We start from the raw sequence: 18,161 nt of genomic DNA on the forward strand, positions 1-18,161 counted from the left end.
TCCGTTGATCGAAATCTGTCTCTATGATGCGGTGCGCACCCCGCGCGGCAAGGGCAAGCCCGGGGGCGCCCTCTCCAGCCTCACGCCGCATGAGCTGGTCGGCCAGCTGGTGACCGCGCTGCGCCTCCGCTCGGGCGAAACCGCGCTTGAGCGGGTAACGTCGCTGACGCTGGGCTGTGTCGGCCAGATCGGCCCACAGGGCGGACAATTGGCCCTCGTCAGCAAGCTGCACGCGAATTTGCCGGCAGCGATGACCAGCCGCACGCTCAATAATTATTGCGTCTCCGGCCTGACGGCAACGCGGCTGGCCGCCCTGGAAGCGGCGGCGACCGGCGATGACCGGCTGCGCCTGGCCGGCGGCGTCGAGATGATGTCGATCGTGCCGTTTCTCGCAGACCACGCGCATTATTACGACGACCCGGACACCGCCCGGGCCCTGCGCTATGTGCCGGTCCCGCTCTCGGCCGATCTGATGGCGACGATGGAAGGGATTTCGAGGGAGGAACTCGACGCCGTCACCGTCCGCTCGCACCAGCGCGCGGCCCGGGCCTGGGCCAAGGGAGGACTGGATGAAGTCATTGCGGTGCGCGGCCCCGATGGCACCGTGCTGCTGGCCCGGGATGAATCGGTCAGACCCGAGACCTCCCTGGCATCACTGGCCCGCCTCGCCCCGGCTTTCGGGCCGATGGGCGCGCAAGGCTTTGATGATGTGATGCTGGCCGCCCGGCCCGAATTAACCGTGATCGAACATGTTCACACCATCGCTCATTGCCCGCCCATCGCCGATGGCGCCGCCCTGGTCATGCTCGGCAGCCGGCAGGCCGGTGCGGCGGCCGGGCTCAAACCGCGCGCCATTATCCGCGCCGCGACCGAGGCCAGTGCCGATCCTGTGCTCCAGCTCACAGCCGGTTTCGCCGCCATGGAAGCGGCGCTGGTGGAGGCCGGGCTGAACCTTGAGGATCTCGACCGGATCGAGTTCATGGAGGCCTTCGCTGCGACCCCGGTCAAATTCGAGCGCGACTACGCCATCGATCCCGCCAGGGTCAATCCGGAAGGCGGCCATCTCGCCATGGGTCATCCGATGGGGGCGAGCGGGGCGATCCTGGTGACGACCCTGCTGGCCGGTCTGGAACGCGATGGCGGCAGGCTCGGCATGGCCGTCCTGCATGGCGGCTCCGGGGTAGGCGCTGCGATCATCATCGAGCGGGTCTGAGGCGCAAGGCCCGGTGAACCTGATCCGCAATGGCGGCGCGGGTCATGGCAGGGCTGGCGCCGGCAGCACGCCGGCGGGCCCGGCTTCGACGACCTCATAGCTCACGCTCTCCGGATGCACCGCCTTCTGGCAGGCAGAGCAGGCGACAATCGCGTCCAGCTCATGGCCACACGGTGTGTGCGTCAGCTGCAGCGGCGGTCCCTCGGGCGAGACATAATAGGTATCGCCCCATTGCAACAGCATGAGCAGGATTGAGTAATAGTCGATCCCCTTCGCGGTCAGCCTGTATTCAAACCGGGCCGGCCTTTCGCTGTAGGGATGCAGGGCGAGAACACCGATCGCGCACAGCCAGCTGAGACGTTCTGACAGGATATTGGTGGCGATCGCCGTGTCCTCGCAAATCTCGTCGAACTTGCGCAAGCCCGTGAAGATCGAGCGCAGGACCAGGCTGGCCCAGCGATCTCCGGTTATCTGGGCGACATGGTCCAGCAAGGTGGATTCGGCGGGCCGGCCGGCAGCCATGTCACGATAGCGCCGGCGGCGGCTATAGGTCGCCGCCATCAGCCCGACCCCGGGCCCTTCGGTCCAGCCGACATCACGCGCCGTCACTTCGCGCTGGCAGGACGAACAGATCGGGACCGGGTCGAAGACGGCGCCGCAGGTCCTGTGGCGCAGGGTAATCGCGATCTTGCCTTCGGGCGGCGCCCATTTGCGCTCCCACCGCAACATCATCAGCGAGGTCCAATAGAGGTCACGGCCCTTCTCGGTGAGATGATATTCGAACCGGCGCGGGGCCTCGGAATAGGGTTGTTTCTCGAAGATATCGGCCGCGACGAGCCGCTTGAGCCGGTCGCTGAGCAGCGGTTTGAGCAGGCCGGTCCGATTGCGCAAATCCTGGAAACGGCGCGCGCCGAGCCAGCTGGCTTCAAGGATGAGCAGGGTCGAGGTATCGCCGATCACCTCGAGGCTGCGCCAGATCGAGCAGGTTCGGATAAACTTCCGGGCCATGGGCGCCTCATCGACTGCGCCGGTCACAACCGCGCGCAAGATTGGGGATCGGGCCTGTGCCCCGCAGACTGATTATGCCCCGATATTACCACACAACCGACAGCCTGCCCCCGGCTTCATCAGTATCAGGCCAACACACCGCCCGGTTTTTGGGCCCCGTCCGGAATTGACAGCGTCGCCGCGCGCACGATAGGTTTACGGCGAATTGCATAACCAGACCCACTCAATCGATTGACCCGCCGCGGCCAAAGACGGCGGAGCCAGACGGTCCATTCCAACAATCCCGGTACCGGCTTGATCGAACTTCTTGCACAACCAGTGGCAGACCACGCGAACGGAGACGAGACATGGGCGATGTGATGATGCTGTTGGGGAGTAATTTCGTCCTGCTGATCGGCATGATGCTCGTGCTGTGGGCGATCAGTATCCCGCTGAAAGATGTCAGCTTCATCGATTCCTTCTGGGCCTTCGGCTTCATTCTGGTCGCCGGGTTGAGCTTCATCCTGACGCCGGACGGCGCCGCCGGACGCCGCCTGCTCCTGCTGGGTCTGACCGCGATATGGGGGCTGCGGCTGGGCGGATATCTGTTCTGGCGCTGGCGCAAGGAAGGCCCGGACAAGCGCTATGCCGCCATGTTCAAGCACGTCAAACCTGAAGCCAGACACTGGCACAGTTTCAAATTCGTCTTCATGCTGCAGGCGGTCCTGCTGTGGGTCGTCTCGCTGCCGGTGCAGCTGGGACAGGTCTCGGCCACACCCGCAGCGCTCGGCCCCCTGGCCTTCGCCGGCGCCGCCCTCGCCGTGATCGGGATTTTCTTCGAAAGCGTCGGCGACTGGCAGATGGCGAAGTTCAAGGCCGATCCCGACAGCGCCGGCAAGGTGATGGATCGCGGCCTGTGGCGCTATACGCGGCATCCGAATTATTTCGGCGATGCCTGCGTCTGGTGGGGGCTCTTCCTGATCGCCGCCGAGACCGGGATCGGCTTGGCCGCCATTCTCGGTCCGGTCCTGATGACAGCCCTGCTGGTGAAATGGAGCGGCGCCGCCCTGCTGGAGCGCGGACTGAAGCGTTCGCGCCCCGATTATGACGCCTATATCGCCCGCACCAGCGGCTTTATTCCGATGCCCCCGAAATCCGGAGACCCGTCCTGATGAGCGCTATCAAGGTCAACACAATCGCCCACACACCGCCCGATGAGCGCCATCCCTACATGTCGGGCGCCTGGACGCCGAATTTCGACGAATATGATGCCGACAAGATGGAGGTGATCGGCGAGATCCCGACCGATATTGACGGGGTTTATGTGCGCAATACGGAAAACCCGGTGCATGGTTCGATCGGGCTCTATCATCCGTTTGACGGCGACGGGATGATCCATGCGATCTCCTTCCGCGACGGTCAGGCCGCCTATCACAACCGCCTGGTCCGCACCAAGGCCTTCGCCGCCGAAGCCGAGGCCGGCAAGGCCTTGTGGGCTGGCATCGCCGAGAATCCGCGCCTGTCCACCCGTCCGGGCTGGGGCGCGCATGGCTCGGTCAAGGACAGCTCCTCGACCGATGTCGTGGTCCATGCCGGCAAGATATTATCGACCTTCTACCAGTGCGGCGAAGGCTATCGGCTCGATCCCTACACGCTGGAGCAATTCGGGACGGAAAGCTGGGTTCCGCTGGACGGTATCTCGGCCCATCCCAAGGTCGATGAAGAGACCGGGGAATTGCTGTTCTTCAACTACTCCACCCACGCGCCCTACATGCATTACGGCGTCGTCGGGCCGGACAACAAGCTCAAGCACTACATCCCGATCCCGCTGCCGGGACCTCGCCTGCCGCACGACATGGCCTTTACCAGGAAGTATTCGATCTTCGCCGACCTGCCGCTGTTCTGGGATCCCGAGGCGCTGGCAAAGGGACGCCATGCGACCCGTTTCCATCGCGATATGCCAACCCGCTTCGCGATCGTGCCGCGCTATGGCTCGCCCGACCAGATCAAATGGTTCGAGGCCGATCCGACCTATGTCCTGCACTGGATGAATGCCTGGGAAGAGGGCGATGAAGTCGTCCTCGACGGCTATTTCCAGGAACAACCCGTGCCCGGTGCGCTGGAGGTCAATCATCCCGATCCGCGGATGGGGCATCTGATGGCCTTTGTCGATGAGAATTCCTTCAAGCCGAAACTGCATCGCTGGCGCTTCAACATGAAGACCGGGGCCTGCACGGAAAGCCATCTCGACGACCGCATCCTGGAATTCGGCACCTTTAATCAGGAGCGCGCCGGCACCAAGACCCGCTATGCCTATTCGACGACGACAAAGCCGGGCTGGTTCCTGTTCAATGGCGCAGTCAAGCATGATTACGAGACCGGCCAGTCGCAGAGCCTGGCCTTCGGCGAGGGGCGCTATGGCAGCGAATCGCCGTTTGCGCCGCGCATCGGCGCGGTCGATGAGGATGACGGCTATCTCGTCTCCTTCATCACCGACATGGTCGAGGACCGGTCGGAATGCGTGCTGATCGATTGCAAGGATTTCGCGGCCGGCCCGGTCTGCCGCATCATCCTGCCACACCGGATTTCCAGCGGCACCCATGCCGCCTGGGCCGATGGCCCACGCCTGCGCGCGGCCCAGGCAGGCTGACGCCTCTATCAGGCCCCTGCACAGATCTGCGCCCTGACGGGATTTCTCCGTCAGGGCGCTTGATCCAACGCGTTGGCGACAGGGCTAGCTGGAAGCCTTGATCGCGGCATCCAGCGCGTCGAGACCCTCGTCCAGCGTATCGAAGCCGATCGTCAACGGGGTGAGGAAGCGGATGACATTGCCGCGCACGCCGCAGGACAGGAGCAGCAGACCGCGCTGGCGGGCCTCGGCGACGATGCGTGCGGTGCGTGCCGGGTCAGGGCGGGCGGCATCGCCCTCCTCGACCATCTCGATCGCCGTCATGGCGCCGAGCGTGCGGATATCGCCAATGCCGGTGTCCGACTGACGGATCGCTTCACAGCGGCGCACAATGCGTGTCCCGATCTCGATGGCGCGCTCGCACAGGCCCTCCTCGGCGATGACATCCAGCACGGCCAGACCGGCAGCACAGCCCAGCGGCGAACCGCCATAAGTGCCGCCCAGACCGCCGGGCGCCGGCGCGTCCATGATCGCGGCCTTGCCGATGACCCCGGAGATCGGGAAACCGCCGGCCATCGCCTTGGCAATGGTCATCAGATCGGGCTCGATACCGGCATAATCCGTCGCGAACATGCGGCCGGTGCGGGCAAAGCCGGTCTGGATCTCGTCGACAATCATCAGGATACCGTGCTCGTCACAGATCGCGCGCAGAGCCTGCATGAAGGCGGGTGAGGCAGCATAGAAACCGCCCTCGCCCTGCACAGGCTCGATAATGATAGCGGCGACGCGGGCCGGGTCGACATCGGCCTTGAAGAGCTGGTGCAGCGCCTTCAGCGAGTCCGCTTCCTCAATGCCGATATAGGGCGCCGGGAATGGCGCGTGGAAGACCTCGCCGGGGAAAGGCCCAAAGCCGAGCTTGTAGGGCGCGACCTTTCCGGTCAGTGCCATACCCATCATGGTGCGGCCATGGAAACCGCCGGCAAAGGCGATGACGGCCGGACGGCCGGTGGCCGCGCGGGCAATCTTGACCGCATTCTCGACCGCTTCGGCGCCCGTGCTCAGGAAAATCGTCTTCTTCGGCGTCGGCCCGGGAGCCAGCGTGTTGAGCCGTTCGGCCAGGCGGACATAGCTCTCATAGGGCGTGACCTGGAAACAGACATGGGAGAAATTATCGAGCTGTTCGGCGACGGCGGCCTTCACCTTCGGGTGGTTATGGCCCGTATTGGTGACGGCGATCCCGGCCGCGAAATCGATATAGCGATTATCCTCGATATCCCAGATTTCGGCATTGAGGGCACGTTTGGCGAAAACCGGGTGCATGACGCCGACACCGCGCGGCGTGGCGGCCTGACGTTCGGCCCAGAGTGTAGAATTGGTCATTGTCTGATCTCCCCCGGCGCTCAGGCCGAGAGCCCTCCCATCAACATGTATTTGGTGTCGAGATAATCCTCGAGGCCCTGACGCGATCCTTCGCGGCCAAAACCCGATTGCTTGACGCCGCCGAACGGCGCGGCGGCCGAAGACATGATGCCCTCATTAATGCCGACCATGCCGTATTCCAGCGCCTCGCCAACGCGCCAGGCGCGGCCGAGATCGCGGGTGAAGAGATAGGCGGCGAGGCCGTAAATCGTGTCATTGGCCAGGGCGATCACCTCGGCCTCGGTTTCAAACCCGATCAGCGGTGCCACCGGCCCGAAAATCTCTTCCTGGGCCACAGCCATATCCGGCGTCACGCCCTCAATCACGGTCGGCTGGTAGAAGAGCTCTCCGGCGGCATGCCTGGCACCGCCTGTGAGCACATTCGCTCCCGCTGCCCGGGCCTCGGTCACCAGACGCGCAGTCTTGGCAAGCCCGGCCTCATTGATCAGCGGTCCGACTTCACAGCCGGCCATTTCGCCATCGCCGACCTTGAGGGCGGCGACGCGTGCCGCCAGACGTTTGGCGAATTCCGGCATGATGCCCGACTGGACGAACATCCGGTTGGCGCAGACGCAGGTCTGGCCGGCATTGCGGAATTTCGATGCCATCGCGCCGTCGATCGCCGCTTCAAGATCGGCATCGTCGAACACGATGAAGGGCGCATTGCCGCCCAGCTCCATCGAAGCCTTCTTCACCGTCGCGGCGGATTGCTGCAGCAGCAGACGGCCGACGCCGGTCGAGCCGGTGAAAGTGATCTTGCGCACATCAGGGCTCGAGGTCAGCTCGCCGCCGACTTCAGACGCCCGGCTCGTCGTGACGATATTGAACACGCCGGCGGGCACGCCGGCTTCCATGCCGAGCTGCGCCGCAATCAGTGCCGAGAGCGGGGTTTCGGCAGCCGGTTTGGCGACCATGGTGCAACCGGCGGCGAGCGCTGCTGCGGCCTTGCGCATCAGCATCGCATTGGGGAAATTCCACGGCGTGATCGCAGCACAGACCCCGACCGGCTGTTTGGTCACCAGAATGCGGTTATTGGCCGAGGCGGAGGGGATGATCTCGCCATAGATGCGCTTCGCTTCCTCGGCAAACCATTCCAGATAGGACGCGCCGTAGAGGATTTCGCCGCGCGCTTCGGCCAGGGGCTTGCCATTCTCGCGCGTCAGGATCAGGGCCAGCTCGTCGGCGCGCTCAACCATCAGATCGCGCCAGCGCCGCAGAATCGCGCCGCGCTGTCCGGCTGGCAGAGCCGCCCATCCGGCCTGGGCCGCCCTGGCCGCAGCAATCGCGGCGCGCGTCTCGGTGACGCCGCAATCGGCAACCGAAGCGATGACGGCACCGGTCGCCGGATTGGTGACGTCGAAACGGCGTCCATCCTCGGCATCGCACCAATGTCCGTCGATATAGGCCTGGTTTGGGCAAGCCGGTCGTGTGGCCAACATGGCATTCCCTCTCGAGATGATAAGGCGTCAAACTCAATCTGGGGCCAGTTTACGGCTTCACGCCACCAGCCATAGAGCCAGTTTGGGCCAGCTGATCGAACCAGATCACGCGTCGACGACCACGCGATTGCGGTCAAGCATTCGCGCTGGCAGGAGCATGACCAGCCCGCTCACAGCCAGGCCGATCAGGGCCAGATTGATCAGTCCGGGAAAGCCGCCATCGGTTGAGAGCACCCAGCCCGCCACCATGGGCCCCGAGGCCAGTCCGAGCTTGGAGATGAAACCGCCAAAGGCCGAGGCCTGGCCGGCCTTGTCGAACTCGGCCGTCATGCCGAGCAGATAGGCGATGACAAAGCCCCAGGTGATGCCGGTGCCGCAATTGGCGACCATATAGGCGATCGGACTGCCGCTGTAATGGAAGATGGCGGTGCCCACCAGGGTCAGCGCCATTGCGGCCGCGAGCAGGCGGAAGCGCCCGAAGCGCAGGCCGCACACCATCACCAGGAAGGGCCCGGCCAGAGCGACCCAGGTCGCCAGACCCAGCGCCAGCGAGACATAGCCGCGCTCCAGCCCGTAATCGAGCCCAAGCCGGATGATATAGGCAAGCAAGCCCATATTGGCGGCCTGGAAGAGGAAAATCGCCAGCAGGGTCAACAGAAGCGGTGTCCATTGCACCTTGCCGTCAGCGGCGGGATCCTTGATCCGGGCCGGATAGGCGGAGAGGAAGGGCAACATGGCCAGCGTAACAGCGCTGAACAGGGCCAGGGCGATAAACAAGGCCTGGGTGCCGTAGAGCGGTGCCAGCGGCGGCAAGACCATCACGGCCAGGCCGCCGAGACCGAATTGCACGAAAAGCAACATGCCGAATGTGCGGTCGGGATTGGCGGTGCGGGCGATGACCGCAAAACCGGTGCCCGTCAGCACGCCACCGAACACACCATGAACTGCGCGAACCGGAAACATCACGTCATAACTGGCGATACTGATCGAGGCGAGATCGATCGAGATCAGGACCACGAGGCAGGTCAGGGCCAGTGTTTTCCAGGGCAGACGCTTGACCAGAAAGACCGAGAGCAGCGCACCGGCAGCGGCACCATAGATATTGACCGAGCCGATCTGTCCGGCCTGGCCTTCGGTGAAGCCGAGCCCGCTGACCAGACCATCGACAATGGCGGCCATGATATTGACGTAGAACAGGCCGGCCGTGGCGAGAAAGGCCAGCATGATGGCGGCGATCAGCCCGTTGGGCGGCGCCTTGGGCAGACCGCGGGGCTCGGTGACGGCTTCATTGGCTTCACTCATGGCGCGGCCTCACAAAAGGGTTGGATGGCAAAGGATTGGGCTGCAGCCCGGCGCCAGGAAAATTCGCGGCCGTCGCTGGCGTAGAGATAGACATGGCCATTGGGGATCAGGGTGACGGAGATGCCGCCATAGCCCGACATGGTCGGGATCCAGACATCATGCTCGCAGCCAAGATCGGCGCCGGCATTATAGGCCCAGAATCCAGCCCGATAGCGCAGACTGTCATCGATCGCTGGCAGGCCGCGGTCATCGGGCTTTTGTTGCAGGGCGGCAGCGAGCAAATCGCGGTCGAGCCAGGACACGCCATCGATCACGCTACCCGCATGGAGGAAGAGCGCCATCCGGGCCATGTCGTCGGCGGACAGGGTCAGGCCCCAACCGGTAAAGGCCTGGGCCTCGGCATCGCGGGTGCGCCGGGTCTGCATCGCCAGCGGCGAGAGCCGCAACGCCTGCCAGATCGGCACCAGAAGGGTGTCGTAGAAATCGGCATCGGCCTGCCCGCTCTGCTCACGCAGATAGGCCTGCATCGCGGTGCCGAGCAGATAGGTGTCGGTGGTGTGATAGACCCATCTCGTGCCGGGCTCAGCCCTGCGGGGGTGCATGCCACAGGCCCGTTCGAGTTTTTCGGCATGGGTTTCGACGGTCAGGAAATCCCAGGTCGGGGCCGAGGCCTCATCGAGATCATAGACGTCCGACGTATAATTCCCCGTCGCCATGTCGAGGGCCTGCTCGAAGGTGACATCACCCCAGCGCTCGGCCGTGCATTGCGGCACATAATCGGCGATCAGCGCCTGCCGGGCCCCCGGATAGAGCTGTTCCAGCCGCATCAGGCCGATCCCGCCGACCACGGACTTCGCAACGGAATAGGAGGGCAAGGGCGTCACATCGCAATAGGGATCCGGTCCCTGGCGTGTCGGGCAATCGCCCGCGTAAAGGCGGCCATCGGCAACCAGGGCAAAGGCCGTCATGTTTTCCGGCGTCACCTCAAGCGGCGAGCCGATGTCGGCCAGGTCGACCTGGGGATGGGCGAGCGCCAGATCGGCCAGCGGCGAACGCGGCAGCCGGGCGGCGCTTTCGCTGCGCCAGGCCTGCCGCACGGTCTCGGCATCCGCCACCGCGCCCGGCTCGAAACTGACGGGTAGTCGCGCCAGAAGGTCGAATTGAAGATAGGCGCAGGTCTGGGCACCGATTTGCACGACTGCCTGCGAGACCTCGCCGCTGTCGCGGTGAAGGAAGCTCATCAGCCCGTTCTGAATGCAATTGGCATTGCGCTCCTGCAGCGCGACCGGCAAGGCCGCACGCATCCAGCCATTGCCATCACCGCCATCCCAGATCCGGCCCGGCTGGAAAATCCACTCCCACTCCGGGTGATCGCCTTGCTGCGGTCCGCGCTGAACCGGGATCAGCGCCGACCCCTCACTGACGAGATCGAGGGTGAAGCCCGGCAATTCGTCGAGCCGGCCGGCTGAGTTGGCGGCGTCGAATTCATCGAGCAGCAGCGTGAAATGATCGGCGCGCTGCGCGGCCGCAAGTGAAAGCTGCCCATCGAGGCGGGCCGGCGGCGGCAGGGCCGTGTCCGGCGCCGCAAAGGCTGTGGTCGCATAGGGCCCGTCGAGCGGCGCCGCCGCCAACAGGGTCTGCGCCGTCAGCGCCGGCGTCAGCGCGGCGAGCGGGGTTTGTCCGGTGACGCGAATATTATCCACCCAGCAAGTATCATTGGCCGCATTGCCCGCGGCTCGCAGGCGCACCAGCATGGCGCGCGACGTATCTGAAGCCGGCAGGCGGCCGGTGACTGATGTCAGGGTGACGCCGTCATCCTGCCCATCGGCGATATGGCCGATCCCGGTCCAGTCCTGGCCGTCGAAACTGGTTTCCAGCTGGCAGGAATCTTCACCCTCCAGCCCGTCGGCGGCGAAATCGGCGGAGATCCGGATCTCCTGCCCGGCCGGAATCTGAACCGCCGCCGCAACCCAGGCATTGCGCTGCAGCCGCAACGAGAAATTTCCCGCATACTCCGTGATCCTGATATCGCCGCGCCCGGCATCGCCGCGCCAGCCCTCGGCATTGCCGTCCTGGAAGTCCTCGGACATCAGCGGCTGGGCCATCACAGGTGCGCCCAGCCCGGCGAGCAGCCCCAGCGTCAAAATTGCAGTCCGCATCATGGTGTCACTCCAAGCATCTCCGCCAGCGGCGCCAGTTCGCGCTCATAGCGGCGCCAGCGGCCGACCGCGCTGGCATAGAGCGGCTGGCGCACCTGGGCCGCGCTCGCCGTCGCAGTCGGGCTGGCATTCTTGTGGAAGTCGAGACACGCCTTGTCCCAGTCGACCCCGACATGATCCAGCAAGCGACGCGTCTCACCCTCCTGGTCGGTGATGATGTCCTCGTAATTCACATCCAGGATCCGGCCAGGCAGAACGCGGCGCCAATGATCCATCAAACGATCCTTGGCTCGCATGTATTCGGCCAGATCGGAGAAATCATAGGAGAAGGGATAACCCATCCGGAAAAGCGCCTTGTACATGCCCAGCGCATTGTCCATCGGGTCGCGATTGAGGTGGATGATGCGCGCATTTGGCAGCGCCGCGGCGATCAGACCGATATAGAGAAAATTAGCCGGAGTCTTGTCGATGAAGAATGGCAGGTCAGCGCGACGCTCGCTGACGCGTAACAGGTAGTCAGCAGCAAGCTTGCGCATGTCCAGGGTGGCAGACCTTGAAACCATGTCCGATTTATCGCGGCTGCCACGGGTCAGACCGGTCAGTGCCAGCGGCCAGTCATTGAGCTCACCCAGGCTTTCGATCAATGGATGGGCGCTGAGAATCCGGTCGACCAGGGTTGTGCCACTACGCGGCAAACCCAGTATGAAAACAGGATCTTGAGCGTTGTTACACGGGCGCTCACGGGCGAAGAATTCAGTGCCGAAAACCTCGGCGATCCGCGCCATCGTCGCGACATCGCCCTCGACCCGATAGGCCATCATCGCCCGCCGGGCCTCGGCTCCACGCTTCAGCGCCGCGAAACTCTCTTCATAATGACCGAGATTTTCCAGTTCCAAAGCAAGGGCATAGTTCAATTGCACCTCACCGAGCCGGGTCCGTTTCGGCGCCCTGAGCATGCGCTGAATCTCGGCGACATGATTATCGTCCACCGTCTGCTTTCGCAGCGTGGCGCGGTTATAATACGCGTCATAATCATGCGGCGTCCGGGCCAGTAATTGATTGAATTCACGCTCGGATTCTTCAAGCTTGCCGGTCGCGATCAAGCTCGAGGCGAAATTATAACGGATCGCCGGCTGCTCCGGATCAAGCCTCACCGCCTGCCGTGCACACCGCTCCGCCGCTTCAAAGGCCCCGCACTGGGTATAGGCCTCACTCAGCCGGCTCATCCAGGCCGAATCCTCGCCCGCCTCGGCCTCCATCGAGGCCAGACTATCCATGGCCTCCCGGATCGCCCCGAGATGCACCAGGGCCTCGATATCGAGCAATCGAACAAGGGGGGAATTAGGCGCCAGTACAAGCGCTTGCGACAAGTTTTGTCGCATCGCGGCGTGGTCACCACTCATCTGCTCCAGCCGCGCGGCCGCGATCCAGGCCTCGACATATCCCGGCTCGTCACGCAATAGCGCCGTGAGCATGGATCGCGCCGGCCCGAGCTGCCGGGCACGCAGCGCATGGTCGATCTCGGCCATACGGGTCTTGGGTGCGCGATTTGCGATCAGACTATCCATGGAAGCAGCGACGGGGTGACCGTCTCGGTCGGCCACCCCGTCATCCTATCCGATCAGAAGTTATAGCGCAGCGTTGCGCCAATCGTTCTGGGCAGTGAAATCATCTGCTTGTTGGCATTACCGAAATAGCCCTCAGCCGGAGCCGTTCCCATATAGGCCTCGGTGAAAATGCCGGTGATACCCTCCTCATTGGTGATGTTTTTCACCCAGAAGGACAGATCAACCGCATCACGCGAGAAGGTCGTGGTCAGGTTCCAGATCGAGAACCCGTCGATCGGCACATTGAAGGTCGGCGAGGTGCTGACCGCATTGGTCGTTTCCGACTGGTAATAACCATCCAGCCGGGTGAAGGACGACCAGTTGGCCAGCTGTGTCGTATAATCAAGCGACCAGTTGAGCTGGTGCTCCGGCGTCCCCGGAAGCATGGCGCCCTCAAGGGCAATCGGGGCCGCTGGCGCCGGGCGGTCTGGCGCATGGAAATCTGCCCCGAGCTCGGCATTGATATAGGCATAGCCCAGCGAGTAGTGCCAGTCATTGCCGATAAAGCCATCGATCGACGCCTCCAGCCCCATCGAGCTGGCCTCGCTGGCATTCTGCACCGCGAAGAAACCCCACCAGGTCGAGGCGGTGTTAAACTGCGGGTCCGTCCAGTCGACGTAGAAGACGCTGACATCATAGCGGAAATCGCCGCGATCACCCTTGAAACCGATCTCGTAATTGACCACGGAGTCGGAGGTGTAGAACTGCCAGCGCGGATCTTCGGCGAAGACGCCGGTGAGCGGCACAGCATTCGACCCGCCACGGCGATAACCCTCGGAAATCGTGCCGTAGAGCATGTCTTCATCGGAGAAGCGCCAGGCCATGTTGAACTTGAACAGGACATCATTCTCGGACGATGACAGGTCGGCATTCACCTCTGGGAAGAGACCCGCCCACAGCGGCAGGGCCATGAAGGTGTCATTGTCCGACTCATTGTTGAAGTAACGCGCACCAAAGGTCAGGTCGAGGTCCTCGCTGGCATGCCAGGTCAACTCGCCAAACAGGGCCGTCTCGGTGAAATTCTCGATCCGGCGATAGTCCCAGTCCTGATCACCGGTGACAGCGCCCGCCGCGAAGGGAAGCCAGGCGTCCCACCACTGCTTGAAGCCAACCAGATAGCTTTGCTGCGTCGATTCCATTTGCTGCTGCCGATAGAAGCCGCCGACGACATAGTCGAAATTGCCGCCATCATCGGTGACGAGGCGAACTTCCTGAACCACGGCCTCATCGGCATAGGTCCGGATCGCGGTCGCCATTGGACGTGGGTAGTTATAGTACAGCCCGAGCCATCCGGCCTGTGCATAGAAGCCCGTGTTTTCGCTGGCACTATCGCCATTGTGATCATAGTGCGACGTCGATGAGGTCAGGGTGGCGAAACCCAGATCCATCTCCAGCTCGAGCGAGCTCATATTGATGTCGCGCGAAGATGGCTCCAGCTGGATCGAGCCGTTCTCATAGTCGCCATAGGCATTGCCAAAGCCGTCAACACCGACAGTCTGCTGCCGGCGTCCACCGACATCGTCGGACTGACGCGCATGGACAAGGCGCAGGGAGAATGTGTCGGTCGGCTCCCACAGGAAGGTTGCCCGGCCCATCCAGGTTTCAACCGTATCAGCGTCCTCGACGGATCTGTAGGATGCAGCCGGGTCTAGAACGCCGCCCGGCGCAACCGGTACGCCGCTCCCGTCCAGCTCATAGACATTCACATAATCGGTGATGCCAGGATAATCGCCAAAACTGCCGACCAGGCGCAGCGCGGCGCGCTCGCCGAGCGGCACATTGAGGACGCCGTCGAGGCCGTAGCCCCAGTCCTCGGAGCCTTCGACATTCGAAGTCGTGCCGCTGATATAGCCATTCACTTCGCCGAAATCGGGGTCGCGGGTGATGTAGCGGATCGTGCCGCCCAGCGAACCGGAGCCGTACAATGTGCCCTGAGGGCCGCGCAGGACTTCGACGCGATCGAGGTCACGCAGCGTGAAACCGGCGAAAACCGGAGTGTCATTGATATAGGTCGAGACCGAGGCCACCGACGACACGGCGTAGTCGCCCAGTCCATTGCCATCAACAGCAAGGCCACGGATACGCGCCGCGTTCAACGTGCCCGAATTGCGGGCGCCGCGATCAACGACGGCGATACCGGGAATGGAGCGCAGAAGCTCCGCCTCATCAATGATATTGCCGCGCTCGATATCACCACCACCGACCGCGGAAATATTATAGGGAACGTCCGAGACGCTCTCTTCGCGCCGCGTTGCCGTCACGGTGATTGTTTCGCGCCGGCTGTCGGCTTGCTCGTCCTGGGCATAGGCTGGAACAAAGGCTCCGCCCGCCAGAGCCGTTGTGCCCAGCAGCACGGCCATGATGGTCGACCGGCCTGCGAATTCATGTGCAAATTTCTTCATAACATCACCCTGTATCGCCCGCTGGTGCGGGCTCCTGTATCGATCCGGTCCAGGCCGGTCCCCTTCACTCGATGATCGAAAGCCTGGGCTTCGACACCCGGCCTTCCCCCTTGCCATCATCGGCTGATCCCTCGTTCTGCCTTTGTGGCTTGATCAGCGGTCCCAGGCCGGACATGCCAGCCTGACGCGCCGCTGGATCCGCGTGCAACGGAAACTTCACCGGTGCATCGCGGAAACTCTTGAGAACCTGGCCGAGGCCATTCCAGCCACGCTCGCGCATGCGGCGGACCTGTTCGAGATCGAGCTCGAACGCCATCACCTCGCGGCCCGTGCCGGCCTCATGCATTAATTCACCACCTGGCCCGTAGACCACTGAGCGCCCATTGCCCTGCTGGCCTGCACCATTGATATCAACGAAATAGCACTGATTGATCGCCGCGTTGGCGCGGGCAATGGCCAGCTCGACATCGCGGTCGACCGTATTGGTCATGGTCGGCAGGATGATCACCTCAGCGCCCATCGCGCAGATGGTGCGGATCGCCTCGGGGAACCACATATCGTAACAGATCGCGATGCCAACGCGGCCGATGCCGGGCACGTCGAATACGACGTAGTCCGTTCCTGACTCGACGCCACTCTCATAGGGCAGAAAGGGAAATATCTTGTCGTAGCGGGCGATGATCTCGCCGTGCGGATCGATGACGGGTGTCGTGTTATAGACCCTTCCCTCGCGGTGCTCATAGAGCGAGCCGGGGATGAGCCACATGCCGGTTTCCTGCGCGAGCGCCTGCAAGCGGCGTTCGGTCGGACCACCCGCGGCCTCCGCCTGGTCGAGGCTGGCACCATTGATCGCCAGCTCGCTGATCGCCACCATGATCACCCAGGGAAAGCGCTTCGCAATCGCACGGACTTCGCGCTCGACAAGATCGAGATTGCCATCGACGGCTGCGTCGAGCTGAATGGCGGCAATCGACAGTAAAGACATGAACTCACCCCTGATAGCGGAAGCGCGGAGCAGTCAATCGAGGCCCCGCACTTCACCTTCGCCCGACCATGGCAGCGAAGCCGGTGGTGACTTAGAGCCAGATCGGGACCAACTATGGGGCCAGTTCAGGGGGTCAGGGGCTTGTCTTCTGGCTGGCCGGTTCGACCGTTTCTCGACTGAGCACAGCGGAATCAACCACGCGCCCCTGCTCGTCCAGCCAGGAGACGCGATCGCCCGAAATGCGGACGTGAAAGCCCATCGCTTCGCCAAAGGCCCAGTTGCGCCACTGGCGAAACCATTTATCGCCCTCGACCCACCAACGGCCGCTATCCTGCTCCTCGGCGCCATAGCCGGACCGGCCGGTCATGCTGCCATCTGCGGCGAGCATAATCGTGCAGAGTTCCCCATAGACCGTATTGTAGAGCAATGTAGCGCTACTCATCGCCGCCTCCAGCGCTTCCGCCCCAAGCCAGCCCGTTCCGGTTTCAGCCACTGCAGCTGGCGCGGCACGGTCAAGCTCCAGCATAACCTGGGACAGGGCCTCAATTCCGGCCCGGATTTCGCTGGCCGGTAGTCCTGTCACACCAAGGCGGAACATATTCTTTGCCCCATCGGGCAGGGCGAACCAGTCATCCGCAGGTTCGATCAATATGCCACGCGCCTTCGCGGCATGAACCAGCACGCGGGCGTCGAGATTGGCCGGACCACGGACCCAATAGGTTGTGCCACCCTCTACCGGCGCGACAGCGATCGATGACGGGCGATAATGGTTCAGCGCATTCTGCAGCGCGATCAGCCGTTCTTCGCTGACCCGCCGAAGACGGCGCAGCATCGCATCATAATGCCCCAGCGACAGGAAGAAGGCCGCTGCGCGTTGGTTGTTCGGGGACGGGCGACGCGTCGTCAGGTCGCGCAAGCGCCGCGCTTCATTGATGATACGGGCGGGCGCAACCATGAAGCCGAGCCGGACACCCGGGGCGAGAACTTTCGACAGGCTGGCGATATAGATAACGCGGCCGTCCTGATCGAGGCTGCGAAGGGCGGGCAAGGCGTCTCCGAGATAGTTCATCTCGCACTCAAAATCATCCTCCAGAATGAGGAAGTCGCGCTCGGCAGCCATGGCAAGCAGCGCCTCGCGCCGACGCATCGACATGGTAACGCCGGTCGGGCGTTGCCGACTGGGCGAAACATAGACGATATCATTGCCTGGCAGACGGTCATCGACGATCAAGCCCTCATCGTCGACCGGCTGGTGGTGCAATTGCGCCCCATGCATCGTGAACATCTCGCGCAAATCGGGCAGGCCGGGCTCTTCCAGCGCGACACGCGTTCTGGAGTTGGCGAATAATTGCGCGACGAGGAAGAAGGCCTGCTGTTCACCGACGGTGATCAGCAGCTCATCGGGTCGGGCCCGAATGCCCCTCCGGGGCAGCAATTTGGTTCGAATTTCCTCGATGAGAGCGGGATCATCGACGTCGCCATTGTCAAGCGACCACTCCTCGACTTCATTGACTGCAAGGGCGAGGCGGCTGGATTCCCGCCATTCCGCAATCGGGAAGAGCGTTCTGTCATAGCGTCCCTCGATGAAGGGAAACGGGTATTTCTGCCAATCGGGCGGGCATTTATATCCATGCGTCGGAGGCCGCGTGCCGCGCAGGAAACGCGCCGCCGCAGCGGTCTCTCCGGCCCCCTCGGGACCGGCGATCAAAGGCATTCTCCGGTCCGGTGCCGTCGCCTCGGCTACATAGATACCCGAACGTTGCCGCGCCTCCAGATGTCCCTCGGCGATCAATTGCTGATAGGCGAGGAAAACCGTATTGCGCGACACGCCCAGCTCACTGGCCAGTTTCCGCGAGGACGGCAGTTTGCGCCCGGCCGGAAATATATCCGCCGCTATCGCCTCCATCACACGCCGCCGGATCTGCTCCTGCAAGGACAGGCTCAGTCCATGATCGATCCGGAAAAGCGGGGCGTAGGATTTTGCTAGACTCGTCATGGTTTACCGCAGTGTGGGGGCCG

General features: G+C 63.2%; 12 protein-coding genes. 3 read left to right on the forward strand and 9 right to left on the reverse strand.

Features of this window, described 5'->3' with window-relative positions; all coding sequences use genetic code 11:
- Positions 1-4: 4 nt before the first annotated feature.
- Positions 5-1,213 (forward strand): acetyl-CoA C-acyltransferase, encoded by a 1,209-nt coding sequence (locus ACN0YJ_RS03320; protein WP_417495338.1) that lies wholly within the window; start codon positions 5-7, stop codon positions 1,211-1,213.
- A gap of 42 nt (positions 1,214-1,255) precedes the next feature.
- Here the strand turns inward: ACN0YJ_RS03320 and ACN0YJ_RS03325 are convergent, their stop codons facing one another.
- Positions 1,256-2,221, reverse strand: a complete 966-nt coding sequence (locus ACN0YJ_RS03325; protein ID WP_417476812.1) for a winged helix-turn-helix transcriptional regulator — start codon at positions 2,219-2,221, stop codon at positions 1,256-1,258.
- 347 nt (positions 2,222-2,568) lie between these two features.
- Between ACN0YJ_RS03325 and ACN0YJ_RS03330 the strand changes: the two genes are divergently transcribed.
- Together ACN0YJ_RS03330 and ACN0YJ_RS03335 are read left to right on the forward strand one after the other, a co-directional pair.
- Positions 2,569-3,372, forward strand: a complete 804-nt coding sequence (locus tag ACN0YJ_RS03330; RefSeq protein ID WP_417476811.1) for a DUF1295 domain-containing protein — start codon at positions 2,569-2,571, stop codon at positions 3,370-3,372.
- Positions 3,372-4,850 carry a carotenoid oxygenase family protein gene (locus ACN0YJ_RS03335; RefSeq protein WP_417476810.1) on the forward strand — a complete coding sequence of 493 codons (1,479 nt, stop codon included), beginning with the start codon at positions 3,372-3,374 and terminating at the stop codon, positions 4,848-4,850. Before ACN0YJ_RS03330 ends, ACN0YJ_RS03335 begins: the two co-directional genes overlap by 1 nt.
- 84 nt (positions 4,851-4,934) lie before the next feature.
- Here the strand turns inward: ACN0YJ_RS03335 and gabT are convergent, their stop codons facing one another.
- The 8 genes from gabT to ACN0YJ_RS03375 form a co-directional block, all read right to left on the reverse strand.
- A complete protein-coding gene (gene gabT, locus ACN0YJ_RS03340) occupies positions 4,935-6,209 on the reverse strand; it encodes a 4-aminobutyrate--2-oxoglutarate transaminase (RefSeq protein ID WP_417476809.1) in 1,275 nt (424 codons plus the stop codon).
- A gap of 20 nt (positions 6,210-6,229) precedes the next feature.
- Positions 6,230-7,687: an NAD-dependent succinate-semialdehyde dehydrogenase gene (locus ACN0YJ_RS03345; RefSeq protein ID WP_417476808.1), complete on the reverse strand. Its 1,458-nt coding sequence runs from the start codon at positions 7,685-7,687 to the stop codon at positions 6,230-6,232.
- Positions 7,688-7,792: 105 nt separating this feature from the next.
- Positions 7,793-8,989 carry an MFS transporter gene (locus ACN0YJ_RS03350; RefSeq protein ID WP_417476807.1) on the reverse strand — a complete coding sequence of 399 codons (1,197 nt, stop codon included), beginning with the start codon at positions 8,987-8,989 and terminating at the stop codon, positions 7,793-7,795.
- The gene (locus ACN0YJ_RS03355) at positions 8,986-11,151 is read right to left on the reverse strand and encodes a serine hydrolase (RefSeq protein ID WP_417495339.1); all 2,166 of its coding nucleotides are present in this window, start codon (positions 11,149-11,151) and stop codon (positions 8,986-8,988) included. Before ACN0YJ_RS03355 ends, ACN0YJ_RS03350 begins: the two co-directional genes overlap by 4 nt.
- A complete protein-coding gene (locus ACN0YJ_RS03360; protein WP_417495340.1) occupies positions 11,148-12,752 on the reverse strand; it encodes a sulfotransferase in 1,605 nt (534 codons plus the stop codon). Before ACN0YJ_RS03360 ends, ACN0YJ_RS03355 begins: the two co-directional genes overlap by 4 nt.
- 17 nt (positions 12,753-12,769) lie before the next feature.
- A complete protein-coding gene (locus ACN0YJ_RS03365; RefSeq protein WP_417476804.1) occupies positions 12,770-15,157 on the reverse strand; it encodes a TonB-dependent receptor in 2,388 nt (795 codons plus the stop codon).
- A 64-nt stretch (positions 15,158-15,221) separates the two neighbouring features.
- Complete coding sequence (locus ACN0YJ_RS03370; RefSeq protein ID WP_417495341.1) at positions 15,222-16,142, reverse strand: carbon-nitrogen hydrolase family protein; 921 nt, start codon at positions 16,140-16,142, stop codon at positions 15,222-15,224.
- Between the two features lie 133 nt (positions 16,143-16,275).
- Complete coding sequence (locus tag ACN0YJ_RS03375) at positions 16,276-18,138, reverse strand: PLP-dependent aminotransferase family protein (protein ID WP_417495342.1); 1,863 nt, start codon at positions 18,136-18,138, stop codon at positions 16,276-16,278.
- Between the last annotated feature and the right edge of the window lie 23 nt (positions 18,139-18,161).

It is taken from the genome of Maricaulis sp. (genome assembly GCF_048270095.1).
Classification (GTDB): Bacteria; Pseudomonadota; Alphaproteobacteria; order Caulobacterales; family Maricaulaceae; genus Maricaulis.

Bases quoted from the DNA above. Each gene is read 5' to 3' on its own strand.
- ACN0YJ_RS03345 (WP_417476808.1), bottom strand. From the start codon at position 7,687: ATGTTGGCCACACGACCGGCTTGCCCAAACCAGGCCTATATCGACGGA.
- gabT (WP_417476809.1), bottom strand. From the start codon at position 6,209: ATGACCAATTCTACACTCTGGGCCGAACGTCAGGCCGCCACGCCGCGC.
- ACN0YJ_RS03355 (WP_417495339.1), bottom strand. From the start codon at position 11,151: ATGATGCGGACTGCAATTTTGACGCTGGGGCTGCTCGCCGGGCTGGGC.
- ACN0YJ_RS03335 (WP_417476810.1), top strand. From the start codon at position 3,372: ATGAGCGCTATCAAGGTCAACACAATCGCCCACACACCGCCCGATGAG.
- ACN0YJ_RS03350 (WP_417476807.1), bottom strand. From the start codon at position 8,989: ATGAGTGAAGCCAATGAAGCCGTCACCGAGCCCCGCGGTCTGCCCAAG.
- ACN0YJ_RS03325 (WP_417476812.1), bottom strand. From the start codon at position 2,221: ATGGCCCGGAAGTTTATCCGAACCTGCTCGATCTGGCGCAGCCTCGAG.
- ACN0YJ_RS03330 (WP_417476811.1), top strand. From the start codon at position 2,569: ATGGGCGATGTGATGATGCTGTTGGGGAGTAATTTCGTCCTGCTGATC.
- ACN0YJ_RS03375 (WP_417495342.1), bottom strand. From the start codon at position 18,138: ATGACGAGTCTAGCAAAATCCTACGCCCCGCTTTTCCGGATCGATCAT.
- ACN0YJ_RS03365 (WP_417476804.1), bottom strand. From the start codon at position 15,157: ATGAAGAAATTTGCACATGAATTCGCAGGCCGGTCGACCATCATGGCC.
- ACN0YJ_RS03370 (WP_417495341.1), bottom strand. From the start codon at position 16,142: ATGTCTTTACTGTCGATTGCCGCCATTCAGCTCGACGCAGCCGTCGAT.